Here is a 12,424-nt window from a genome sequence, read left to right on the forward strand (position 1 = left end):
AAGTTTATGTAGAAAACTTTTTCAGGCTTTTTGTTGTTGTAATATTATTATTTCTTGATTTTTTTTATATTTCTAACTGACACATAGCAAAACTCATCATTTTTAAAATAAACAATACGCTCTTTAGCATCAACATGAGAGATGTTATGACGATTTAAAACAAAACTGTTATGGCATCTAAAAAAGCGACTATCAATTTGTGCAAGTTCCCTTAAATTACCATAAAACTCAATTTGTCGATTATCTAAGTGAGCTATGAGTCGATGTGACTTAGGTGAAGATTCAAAAAACATGACATCATCATAGTTGACATATACAGAATTACTGCCTTGTTTTAATTCCATTGTTTCTACAGTGTTATCTTTAGTAAGTAAATCCAACCGTTTGAGCGCAGTTTCAAGACAATCAATAATGCGCGTTCGTAATTCATCAATATCGTCTTTGAATATAAAATCCATAGCAGCAAGTTTATAAACGAATGTCAAATACGTTAATTCACTATGGCTTGTCACAAAAATAATATTACCTACGGGATCATGTTTTCTAATTTCACTGCCAAGCTTAATGCCATTAATATCAGATTCTAATTGGATATCTAAAAAGTAACACCCAATATCGGTCATGTTTTTTGAAGCCTCAAGTAACGCGTATGGGTCACTTGTAGAAATTTCAATTTCCATGGGCTTTTCTTCAATCATAATATAATTTTGAATGATGGATTCCATTCGCTCTCTTTGTTTAGGGTCATCCTCACAAATTAATATCTTCAAACGCGTCACATCCTTACTCATCATTATTCATGATTTCTAATTTTTGAATAAAATAATGGTTCTCAATCGTTGTTTCTAAAAATACATTGTTTTTACTATCTGTAATTTCTTTTAAAGTCGATAATCCTAATCCTCTATTTTTACCTTTTGTTGAAAATCCTTCTTGATACAACGTGTGTAACTTAGGAAGATGTTCGGGTGCTTTGTTCATAATGATAATTAATACAGATTTTTCAGTTTTAATAAATGCAATTTGTATCATCGGGTTCTCAAGATGCATTGACGCCTCAATTGCATTATCCATGATAATACCGAGAATACGACTTAAATCTATCATTTCCATATTGATTTCATTAATTTCATCAGCGACTTCAACACTAATCTCAATTTGACGTTCTTGGGCTTGTAAAATTTTTGTAGTGATAACGCCTTTTATCTCTTTTACTTTTAAATTTTCAACACCATTTAACTTCAACGTATTTGCTTCAAAATGATCCTTAAGAGGGCTAATGTGTTTATTGTAATATGCTTTAAGGCCATCTAAATCATCCTCACGCAAATACTCTGACATTGTGGATAAAATATTAATATAATCATGTCTAAACTTACGCATACGATTGTTTACTTGTTCTACGCGTAACGTATAATTATAATAATCTTCAATCTCTCGTTGACTTCTTCTATAGTTTATCTCTCGAGAGGTCGTAATGGTTACTAATAAAAGAATGGCGATAAAAATAGCGACAAATGTAAAGTAAAATAGACCTATAATTTTAAATTCGGCTACGGAAGCAACATAATCAGGTAAAAAGAAAAACATTATTAAAAAGAATGTTAAAAGGCAAATCATTAAAGTGAAAAGGTAAATTTTATTAACGTACAACCACGTATATTTGAGCTTACTCATAAGTAATCTTACTACCAAAGCTATTATGAAAGCTATAAAAGTAAAAACAAATGCATAAATGATATATTGTACTGTAGGATGAATAGTCAATTCTTTAATATAGTAATAAAACCATGTTGCAAAAAAGTCACAAATTACTAAAATTAATACACTAGATAAAACGGCAATAATCCCAATAATCTTCTTTTTATAATAGAACAAGATGAAAAATCCAATTACTAAAAATAACAAGCTTTTTCTATCAAAAAGTATAAATAAAACAGTAGAAGGGACTACAATCCCTATCACAAAAGAGATGTAATCCCAAATTTTATAATGGATTTTTTCAATGATAATAATATTAACAACTATAAAAAAAACAAAAGCTTGGAAAGTTCCAATGAAAATGTAATTAAGTAATTCCAACTTTTACACACACTCTCTTATTAAGTAAATTATTCGCTTTCTCTTAGTTCTTTGGGTACTTCAGGTTCATCAAAAAACACTGTACAAGGGTTGATTTTAGCAAAGTTACCTAACGACTTAAATACGCTTGTCAATAAGTTTAATAGAGATTCAAAAAATGCCATAATTACTCCTCCTTAGAGAAAAATATTGGTAGTAAAGTTAATGTTTGTAAAAATGCCCCATAAGCAATTAAAAAATTAAATGGATGTGGAACAAATAAAATCATCACTATATAAATTGACATTACAAGTAATGAAATGATTTTTTTAGGCTTTATTCGTTCATATTTAATTGGTTGTTTTCGTGTAGCTGCTGGAGCGTACTTAAATACAATCATCCATCCTAGTACACTTAAGAATAACATAAACCAGAATGGTATGTCATATTTAACTATTAGCCATGGTAAAAATATAAAGAAAATAATATTTTGAACATGACATAATAAAGATGTTTTTGCATGAGCGCCATGTGAATAGCGTCGTAAAATAAAATAAGTTAGGTGAACTGTGAGTGTGTATAAAAAGATGTTAAGAAGGATTGCCAAACCGTAAGTTACGATGCCTTTGAAGAGATTAATGATGAACACTTGTATGCCTAAACGCACTTTGAGGTAATCAATGTGATCTAGATTTTGTCTCTTTTGGAGTTTTAATGCTAAGTTATCAATTGCTGTATCAACGATTCTCATGGCTTTCCCCCTTACTCAATAGTATAAAGTACAATTTAAAAACGATTCTGTTTTTTGCCTAACTGTCGTATTATCCTTCCTAACTGTAATTTTAATATAGAATTCATCAAAAATTAATACAGAAAGGTTACATTTAAGCATGCAAATTGACAATCTAGGCACTACTTCACACAAATTGCCATGCGCGTGTTTTAATATAATCATAATCACATTAAGTGGTTCGGTATTACGCCCTTGTGATACCTAAGTGTTTATTCACGCACAATGTGTTGTATTCTTCGCTCAGCTTACTTCACAAGTGCAACTCTTAAGTCTTGGAATACTTATTAATGAGGAGGTGCTTTACTATGGCAGGAGATATCATTAACACAATTATCGCATTCATTAAGTTAATTGCTGAAACTGTACAAAAATTCACTAAGAAGTAATCATTCTCCCAAATGCTAAAAATCTTTTTCCATTAGTAATTGAAGCTTAAAAGTCAGGTTTCTATATTGAAACTATTGTAAACATTTAATAATCGGTAAATTCACTAAATTTTTTCATAATTAATAACATCCCCAATTAATTAAATAGAATAACTGTAAACAAATAAACATTCCCTTAATATTAAATTTTAAAGGCGAGCCCCTCCCAAGCTCGCCTTTTTTTATTTGTTGAAATATTCGTATATGTCGGGGCGTAAGTTATCAAATACTGGGATATTTATACGTTGTTTTTGCACGTCATTTAAATTAATGTCTACTGTTAATACTGTTTCTTCATGATCGGCTTCTTTTAAAATCTCACCATTAGGGTTAATAATCATGGAATGACCAGCAAAAGACGTTTCACCATCAGATCCGCACGTATTCGCAGCGACTACGAACATATCATTTTCAATAGCTCTTGCTTGTAAAAGCTTTCGCCAATGCGCTTTACGAACTTCTGGCCATTGGGCGACATAAAACATGATTTGAGTTCCATTCGCTGCCGGATAACGGGTTAATTCTGGAAAGCGTAAATCATAACAAATAATTTGAGAGACAGGTGTCCCATCACTTAAATGAAATGTGTAAGGAACACGCGTACCTGCATCCAAATAAGTGGGTTCATTTAACATGGGTACTAAATGTATTTTATGATATTCATATATTTTATGACCGTTTTGATCAACCGCAAATGCGGTATTATATAAATTTTCTTCGACTTGATTCGATACAGAACCAGCTATAATGTCCACTGAATATTGACGCGCAAGAGCTTGGATCCATTCAAGTGATTGTTTTAAATTTCGATCGGAAAGTTGTTTTAAAGAGGATAAGGCATAGCCATTATTCCACATTTCCGGTAAAACCACTACATCAGTATCATGACTAACATGTTCAGAAAACAGTCGTTGAATTTTATGTATATTTTTTGAAGGTGATTGCGGTTCGACGTTAAATTGTAAAATTTGAATTTTCATGTCATCCCTCCATGATAGTATTATAGTTATTGTACTAAATTATCATTACTGTTACAAAAACACGCATAGGTCAGAAGGATTTTTATAACATGAAGTATGTAGGGTGGTATTTGAAGTTTCATTTGTTTATACTAGGTTTGATAAAAAGTTAAGGAGGGGTTAAGGGTGAAAGGAAGAAAAAAGAGGCATATCTTTGGCAGATTTTGTTTGACTTTTATAACAATCGGTTCGGCATATTATATATCGAATGAATTTACAGATACGTCCATAGCGATTACAACTACACATTCGAATGTACTGAATGCAGTATCATCAACAGAAGAGCCATCAACAGAAGAGCCATCAACAGAAGAGCCATCAACAGAAGAGCCATCAACAGAAGAGCCATCAACAGAAGAGCCATCAACAGAAGAGCCATCAACAGAAGAGCCATCAACAGAAGAGCCGTCGACAGAACAACCATCAACAGAAGAGCCATCAACAGAAGAGCCGTCGACAGAACAACCATCAACAGAAGAGCCATCAACAGAAGAGCCGTCGACAGAAGAGTCGTCGACAGAACAACCATCAACAGAAGAACCGTCAACAGAAGAGCCATCGACAGAAGAGCCATCGACAGAAGAGTCGTCGACAGAACAACCGTCAACAGAAGAGCCATCAACAGAACAACCACCCAAACCACCTAAACCGGATGGCCCATCATCTGGGGGCTCTGGAGGAACAAATCAGGGAAGTGACCAAGCCCCGCCTCATCAACCAGGAGATAATAATCAATCTGGACCTACCGTTCCTGATTCGAATTATCCAGGGAATCATAATGGAAATAACGTGTCAAATGATAACACAAATGGGACGTATATGAAGCAAGGTAATTTAATTGAAAACGATCATCATATGCTTAATCCATATCAGCATGAATGGTTATCAGGTTTACAAAGCAATGCTTCCCGTAATGACAAAACAGCCGTTAATGATTATTTTTTACTTTCAGAAGAATACTATCAGATTTTGGACCGGAAAATGCTAGCACTCATGTCCGGAGAGATGGGTTCTAATGACTATCGAAAAAAATTATTTAATAAGTACATGTCAAATCATCATAATGAAGATAAAGTACGTGAAATTAATCAAAATGGTGAAAATTTGGAATCACAGCAACAAGGTAAGCAAAATAATGGAAACCATGGAAATTTAAACATGATTAAGTATATGGGTGTGGCTCTAGCGAGTATCATATTTATTGTAGTTTTTAGTATGATTATTTGGAAAAGAATAAGAAAAATGAATTAAAACGACTTCCCTCGAATAGGGGAGTCGTTTTTTTAAAGTAATGTTGTAGTTTTATGCGTGTATCATAATGTAGGGATTTATAAAAGCGTTATTAGGTGATAAATGAATTGCGTTTGTTTTAATGATTGTTCAACTAATTTTTCGGGAAGTGAGAACTGAATTAAAGCCACAATACCATTTTGAGCCATATGGATGCCGATGGCAACGCTTAAACGTTTAGTGTAACAGTAAAATCCTGAGAATATTATGCCCATGACAAAATAGGGTAAGAAATGTGAAAAATCCATGTGAGCCACAGCAAAGATAGTAGAACTTATTACGCTAGCAATAATAAAGCGAAATGCTCTTGATCCTTTAATTATTTGAAACAATTCACCAAACAATACTTTTCGAAATACAAATTCTTCAAGTAAAGGTCCTATAAATGTAATTAATAGAAAAAATATAGGCATTTGTCTTGCGATTTTAATTAAACGTAATGTATTCTCACTGGCATGATTGTTACCGAGTAAAAATACACTAATCACATTAACAATAATTTGAGCAATAAATACTATACCCAAACCAGCGAGAATCCAAGGAATGATATAACGTTTAGGTTCTTTTTTTCCTGATTCAAGTTGTAATGGGTTTCTAACAAAAAATTGCATGACGATAATCAGTATTGCAACGATGACAAATCCTATTAATTGAATATGTATAAGTTGCTTCATTTCATCTAACTGATGCGTTGTTGATGGTAATAAATTTAATTTGTTCAAAATTGCTGGTGCAAATTGAGCGATAAGATAGAGTGCAACAGTTAGAACGGAAACAAGAATTCGATTCATGATGTCCCTCCTTTCTAAGTATTATTATCATATCTTATCCTTCCTTTTGTTACAATTAAGGCAATCATTATACTTGAAGTTTTGACTAAGTTTGATTATTATAAATGATAGATTAGCACTTAGAACTCCTGAGTGCTAAATTATGCATCAATTTAAGGAGGCAACAACACATGTTAAAACCAATTGGAAACCGCGTTGTTATTGAAAAGAAAGAACGAGAACAAACAACTAAAAGCGGTATCGTATTAACGGATTCTGCAAAAGAGCAATCTAATGAAGGCGAAGTCATCGCTGTAGGTACTGGGCGCATTCTTGATAATGGTCAACGCATAGAACCAGAAGTTCATGTTGGAGATCGTGTTGTGTTTCAACAATATGCTGGTACTGAAGTTAAACGAGGAGAATCAACATATTTAGTCTTAACAGAAGAAGATATTTTAGCAATTATAGAAGAATAATATAAATTATGCTTTAAAAGCAAGTCTTATATGTACCAAGCGTACATGAATTTGAAATCAACTTTGGAGGTTTGACAATATGGCTAAAGAATTAAAGTTTTCAGAAGATGCACGTCAATCAATGTTACGTGGCGTTGACAAACTTGCGAATGCAGTTAAAGTAACCATTGGTCCTAAAGGGCGAAATGTAGTTTTAGATAAAGAATTTACTGCGCCATTAATTACAAACGATGGTGTAACTATTGCTAAAGAAATCGAATTAGAAGATCCTTATGAAAATATGGGGGCGAAACTTGTTCAAGAAGTCGCAAACAAAACGAATGAAATTGCTGGTGATGGTACGACAACTGCGACAGTCCTTGCACAAGCCATGATTCAAGAAGGCCTTAAAAACGTTACAAGTGGTGCAAATCCAGTTGGCATTCGTCAAGGAATTGATAAAGCGGTAGCTGTTGCAATAGAATCGTTACACAATATTTCTCAAAAAGTAGAAAATAAAGAAGAAATTGCACAAGTTGGATCAATTTCAGCAGCAGATGAAGAAGTAGGTCGTTATATTTCTGAAGCTATGGAAAAAGTAGGAAATGATGGTGTTATTTCTATTGAAGAGTCTAGCGGATTTAATACCGAATTAGATGTTGTAGAAGGAATGCAGTTTGATCGTGGCTATCAATCTCCGTATATGGTTACTGATTCTGACAAAATGACAGCGGAATTAGAAAAACCATATATTTTAATTACGGATAAGAAAATTTCTTCGTTCCAAGATATTTTACCTTTACTTGAGCAAATTGTTCAATCGAATCGACCAATTCTTATTGTTGCAGACGAAGTAGAGGGTGACGCATTAACAAACTTAGTATTAAACCGTATGCGTGGTACATTTACAGCTGTTGCAGTGAAAGCCCCTGGATTTGGTGATCGTCGTAAAGCGATGTTAGAAGATTTAGCCATTCTAACTGGTGCTCAAGTCATTACAGATGATTTAGGTCTTGAACTAAAAGAAGCCACAATTGATATGTTAGGTACTGCAAGTAAAGTAGAAGTGACGAAGGATAACACAACAGTTGTTGATGGAGACGGTGATCCAACAAATATTGATGCGCGTGTAAATCAATTAAAAGCGCAAATCGATGAAACGGATTCTGACTTTGACCGTGAAAAGCTACAAGAACGCCTAGCTAAACTTGCTGGCGGTGTGGCGGTAATTAAAGTTGGCGCGGCATCAGAAACAGAACTTAAAGAACGTAAATTACGAATTGAGGATGCATTGAACTCGACGCGTGCTGCAGTTGAAGAAGGTATCGTTGCAGGTGGTGGTACCGCTTTAATGAATGTATACCAAAATGTGAGTGATATCGAAGCGGAAGGTGATGAAGCAACAGGTATTAATATCGTCTTGAAAGCACTTCAGGCACCAGTACGTCAAATTGCAGAAAATGCTGGATTAGAAGGTTCTGTTATTGTTGAACGCATGAAAAATGCAGATCCAGGTGTTGGATTCAATGCGGCTACTAATGAATGGGTAAACATGTTAGAAGCAGGCATTGTAGATCCAACGAAAGTAACGCGTTCTGCATTACAACATGCAGCAAGTGTTGCAGCTATGTTCTTAACAACTGAAGCTGTTGTTGCTAATATTCCTGAAGAAAAAGGCAATGATGCACCTCAAATGGGTGGCATGCCGGGTATGATGTAAATAGAGTATTAAATACTGTTAAGTCAACTTTAAAAGTGAATGATGGTCATAGTTTAGTCATTTAAAAATATATCTTTATAGACGTTTTCGATTATTTAAGAATAATTGAAAACGTCTTTTTTTAAATATATAATGAAATAACAAGGTATCATACACAGTAAAATTATTATAAAAGTGTCGTTGTATTATGCAGTATGTATTGAATTTAGATTAGGGGAATGGATGAATGAAAAAATATATTATTTGTACATATATCGTTTTTTTAATTATCAATGTGATTGCTTTTATTAACCCTTATTATGAAGAGCATTTTATGCATATTTACGACGGTGGTGATATTAGTATTTTTCATTTTGAAATAAGTCTTATATTATTAATAATATCAGCTGTATGCTATGTGTTTCATAAAAGCAAGAGAGAGGACTGGCTGTTTAGTATGGGATTGGCGATATTTAATCTAATAGTTATCAGTCCTTTAATCTTTTTTTATTTATTTTTTGGCATTCCATTTTTGGATTAATTGATTATTTATAATCGATAAAAGGTTAGCGTGCGATCAATCATTCATGGAATTATTAATACATTTTGGCAACTTAGTAACAAAGAGGGGATTTAGATGGACATTAAAGCATTTTGGGATCAATTTATCAAAGCATACCCTGATTTTAAAGGGGATACTTATACAGCTTGGCAATTTGGTGTAAATCCAAGTCATTTGGCAGATTTAGTTATAACTGGAGTTAAAACGGCTACAACGAGTGCGTATAAATTGTATGGAATTGACGATGAACCTCTCCCTCAAATTGGAGACTTGAGTATCGTCTTAAATCACACCAATGAACCCCAATGTGTCATAATTACAACACACGTATATTTATCACCCTATACGAAAATTTCCGAAAGCCATGCCTATAAGGAAGGGGAAGGAGATTTATCATTGCAATATTGGAAGAAAGCGCATCACGAATTTTTCTTTGAAGAATTCAAATTGCACGGATTAAAATGGTCAGAAACAGAAATTATGGTGTGTGAAGAATTTAAATGTTTGTATACATATCTTGACTCAAAAATGGATTAGAAAACATCCAACTCTACTATTTAAGAGGTGGATGTTTTGTTTTAATATACGTTTCGAGTTTAAGTAAATGTCTTTTGCGATATAAACCGCTATTAAAGCCACCTAAGCCTCCATCTTTTCTAATTACACGGTGACACGGTATGATAATTGATAAAGGGTTTAAACCAATAGCTGTCGCAACAGCACGTACACTTTTTGGTTTACCTATCCACTCAGCAATTGTAGCATAATGAACTGTTTCACCTGTTTTAACTTTTTGTAAGGCGTCCCAAACACTATGTTGAAATGACGTACCAAACACATATTGGATAGGTGTCTTAAGCGTTGTGCATTCTCCATAAAAGTAAGCACTAATTTCATATATTAGCTTAGAAATAATAGGATGATTGGATATCTGTATGAGCGTATAGTATTGTTGAATTTTATTCTGAGCTGATAGAAAATCTTTTGAATCTTTAAAACTTAAAAGTACAATTGCGTCATCGTTTGCAACGGCGCGCATGTCTCCTAAGGGGGTTTGAAAATCTTTATAATATAACTTCATTTAAAGTGCCTCTTAACTTTTCGGTCGAAATCCATCAACACTGATTGCGACATGGTTTTCACCAAAAGTTTCTTTCATTAAATTTGAAACATAAACATATGCTTCTGGATGATACCAATGATCTTCACCTATTTGTTGGTACATTGATTGAATCCCTAAAGCCTGTGTTCTCCGCCCATTAGACCCATCACCCATAAAATAGTCGTCCACAGTGACTAAATTTGTATAAGGCTTAAGTGTTTGAGCGAATTGATTAGTACAAGGTAATACCGGTGCTACTGCCACTTGTACAGGAATATGTGCTTGTTTTAATTTTTTCAACGTTAATAATCGCGATTGAATACTTGGCGCATGCGGTGTAAAGTGTCGTACGATGTCTTCTCGGTCAGTTTCTATCGTCATACTCACTATATACCTTCCATTATATGTTGATAAAATGTCAATATCACGTTGAATTAAAGTGCCTCTTGTTTGTATAAATAAAAAATCTGGTGGTGATTCGCGCATCACTTTTAATAATTGACGTGTAACTTCATACTTTTTTTCAATGGGTTGATATGGATCAGTTGAAGAAGACATAAAAATTGTTGTGGGCCCTTTTTGTTGTGTACGCAGTAATTCTTTCTTAAATTGATGAGATATGTCTTCTTTAACGGTGACCCATTCGCCCCAGGTTTTACCTGAAAATAGCGATATAGGAGATTTTCTTACGTAACAATAATGACATCCAAATTGACAACCCATATAAGGGTTTAGTGTATGGGTATAATCGGATAAAAAACCACTTGCTTTAGTTAGAAATTGTTTAGGTTGTCGAAATGAGATTTCCATGCTAGAGCCTCCTTAATATGAAACGACGAAATCAAATGCTTGTTTGATCTCGTCGTCTGATATGTGTTTCGTCTATGTTGGCTTAAGCTTGTAGTTCTTCAATGGCTAATGCAATTTTACTAAATACATGTTCAATGTCGTCTTTTACTATACAACTAAATGCGATACGAATATCTTGCTCATTCAAAGAGATAATACCAATCGAATATTTTTCGAGTAAATATTGTCGTAATGTTTCAGCATCTACACCAAATACTTGGAGGGCCATAAAATACCCAGAATTAAAGTCGTATGGTTGCCATAATGATTGATACTCATCTCTATAGACGATTTCTTTCGTAATATTATATCGCTCGCGTAATGTTTCAATATTGCTTTGTATTTGTGCATCAAATGTTTTGTTATTTTCTAATACATACTGAACTGCTGCTTGAGAAGGTGTGGCGCCACTTGATATATTACTTCGAATTAATCCTTTTAATTTAGCTTCTAAAATAGATTTCGTCTCATCATCTGACAAGCCAAAAGTCATGAAACCAACACGGAATCCCCATGCAAAAAATTCTTTAGTCGCACCGTCTAAACGTATAGGTAAAACACGTTCATTTTGAAGTTGAGTTAATGCAGTAAAAATAGATTGTTCATAAACATCTTCATAAAATAAACCGTAATATGCATCGTCAACTACAGCAATGACATTTACACCGCGTTGTGCAAGTTTATCAATTGCGTTAACAATATTTTGAACTTCTGAGTGTGTCGGTGTATATCCAGTAGGATTATTAGGATAATTCAAAATTAAAATCACTTTTTCTTGATCAACTTGTTCAACTTGTTCAAGTTTATTAACTAAACCTTCCGTTGTATAATGACCTTCATTAGTGAATATTGGATATGTTTCAATGTTAGCTTGGTGGCGTACTCCAAAAACGAGTTTATAATTTCCCCAATTATGATTTGGTAATAAAAGGGTATCATTTTCATTAACAAACATATCACCAACTAATGATAACCCATGTGTAAGTGCATTTGTCACTACTGGTGTACTTATTTGGTCTTCAGAAAGATCAGGATTTTCTTTCAACATTTTTTGCTTCCATAACAGTCGGAGTTGTTCTAATCCTTGCGGTGGTGCATAAGAGAATACTTCATCCGTCGACATGTCATTAAACATATCGTACAAAGCACTTGCATACATTTTTCCATCTTTTGTAGTGGCCATACCTATCGTAGCGTTATAATCGGCTGATTTCGCCTCGGCTGATTGCGTTAAAATCCCTTTAGGGTAGTACATACTTTTACCTAAATCAGAAAGCATGTCTAATACGATAGGATTTGAACGATTTAATGCGTCATTTAAAGAGAGTGCTAGCGGGTTCATATACGTCAACCTTTCCATATTATAGATACTCCTACTATACCTTGAAATACGTAA

The 12,424-nt window shown here is 33.7% G+C and carries 14 protein-coding genes; 5 read left to right on the top strand and 9 right to left on the bottom strand.

All coding sequences use genetic code 11. From position 1 onward, the window contains the following. Nucleotides 1-47: 47 nt before the first annotated feature. The 5 genes from agrA to SHYC_RS04010 form a co-directional block, all read right to left on the bottom strand. Complete coding sequence (agrA, locus tag SHYC_RS03990) at nt 48-770, bottom strand: quorum-sensing response regulator AgrA (protein WP_039644708.1); 723 nt, start codon at nt 768-770, stop codon at nt 48-50. 13 nt (nt 771-783) lie between these two features. Next, nucleotides 784-2,082 carry a quorum-sensing sensor histidine kinase AgrC gene (gene agrC, locus SHYC_RS03995; protein ID WP_039644710.1) on the bottom strand — a complete coding sequence of 433 codons (1,299 nt, stop codon included), beginning with the start codon at nt 2,080-2,082 and terminating at the stop codon, nt 784-786. 29 nt (nt 2,083-2,111) lie between these two features. Next, nucleotides 2,112-2,246 (bottom strand): cyclic lactone autoinducer peptide AgrD, encoded by a 135-nt coding sequence (agrD, locus tag SHYC_RS04000; protein ID WP_039644712.1) that lies wholly within the window; start codon nt 2,244-2,246, stop codon nt 2,112-2,114. Nucleotides 2,247-2,248: 2 nt separating this feature from the next. Beyond that, nucleotides 2,249-2,812: an accessory gene regulator AgrB gene (locus SHYC_RS04005; RefSeq protein WP_039644714.1), complete on the bottom strand. Its 564-nt coding sequence runs from the start codon at nt 2,810-2,812 to the stop codon at nt 2,249-2,251. Nucleotides 2,813-3,461: 649 nt separating this feature from the next. Continuing rightward, complete coding sequence (locus tag SHYC_RS04010; RefSeq protein ID WP_039644715.1) at nt 3,462-4,259, bottom strand: carbon-nitrogen family hydrolase; 798 nt, start codon at nt 4,257-4,259, stop codon at nt 3,462-3,464. A gap of 165 nt (nt 4,260-4,424) precedes the next feature. On the opposite strand from SHYC_RS04010, the gene SHYC_RS12415 reads away from it, so the two are divergent. Beyond that, a complete protein-coding gene (locus SHYC_RS12415) occupies nt 4,425-5,549 on the top strand; it encodes a hypothetical protein (RefSeq protein ID WP_052257803.1) in 1,125 nt (374 codons plus the stop codon). 77 nt (nt 5,550-5,626) lie between these two features. On the opposite strand, the gene mroQ is transcribed toward SHYC_RS12415, so the two are convergent. Further along, nucleotides 5,627-6,379 carry an intramembrane glutamic endopeptidase MroQ gene (mroQ, locus tag SHYC_RS04020; protein WP_039644716.1) on the bottom strand — a complete coding sequence of 251 codons (753 nt, stop codon included), beginning with the start codon at nt 6,377-6,379 and terminating at the stop codon, nt 5,627-5,629. Nucleotides 6,380-6,549: 170 nt separating this feature from the next. Between mroQ and groES the strand changes: the two genes are divergently transcribed. The 4 genes from groES to SHYC_RS04040 all read left to right on the top strand — a co-directional run bounded on the left by groES (nt 6,550) and on the right by SHYC_RS04040 (nt 9,614). Next, complete coding sequence (gene groES, locus SHYC_RS04025; protein WP_039644718.1) at nt 6,550-6,837, top strand: co-chaperone GroES; 288 nt, start codon at nt 6,550-6,552, stop codon at nt 6,835-6,837. Between the two features lie 79 nt (nt 6,838-6,916). Then, nucleotides 6,917-8,536, top strand: a complete 1,620-nt coding sequence (gene groL / locus SHYC_RS04030) for a chaperonin GroEL (protein ID WP_039644719.1) — start codon at nt 6,917-6,919, stop codon at nt 8,534-8,536. Between the two features lie 226 nt (nt 8,537-8,762). Further along, nucleotides 8,763-9,056 (top strand): hypothetical protein, encoded by a 294-nt coding sequence (locus SHYC_RS04035; protein WP_039644720.1) that lies wholly within the window; start codon nt 8,763-8,765, stop codon nt 9,054-9,056. Nucleotides 9,057-9,152: 96 nt separating this feature from the next. Then, complete coding sequence (locus tag SHYC_RS04040) at nt 9,153-9,614, top strand: ASCH domain-containing protein (protein ID WP_039644721.1); 462 nt, start codon at nt 9,153-9,155, stop codon at nt 9,612-9,614. Nucleotides 9,615-9,630: 16 nt separating this feature from the next. On the opposite strand, the gene SHYC_RS04045 is transcribed toward SHYC_RS04040, so the two are convergent. The 3 genes from SHYC_RS04045 to SHYC_RS04055 form a co-directional block, all read right to left on the bottom strand. Continuing rightward, complete coding sequence (locus tag SHYC_RS04045) at nt 9,631-10,158, bottom strand: methylated-DNA--[protein]-cysteine S-methyltransferase (protein ID WP_039644723.1); 528 nt, start codon at nt 10,156-10,158, stop codon at nt 9,631-9,633. 12 nt (nt 10,159-10,170) lie between these two features. Continuing rightward, the gene (locus SHYC_RS04050) at nt 10,171-10,989 is read right to left on the bottom strand and encodes an SPL family radical SAM protein (protein WP_039644725.1); all 819 of its coding nucleotides are present in this window, start codon (nt 10,987-10,989) and stop codon (nt 10,171-10,173) included. Nucleotides 10,990-11,071: 82 nt separating this feature from the next. Continuing rightward, nucleotides 11,072-12,370: an aminotransferase class I/II-fold pyridoxal phosphate-dependent enzyme gene (locus SHYC_RS04055; protein ID WP_039647550.1), complete on the bottom strand. Its 1,299-nt coding sequence runs from the start codon at nt 12,368-12,370 to the stop codon at nt 11,072-11,074. Nucleotides 12,371-12,424: the final 54 nt, after the last annotated feature.

This window comes from Staphylococcus hyicus, assembly GCF_000816085.1.
GTDB classification, from domain to species: Bacteria; Bacillota; Bacilli; order Staphylococcales; family Staphylococcaceae; genus Staphylococcus; species Staphylococcus hyicus.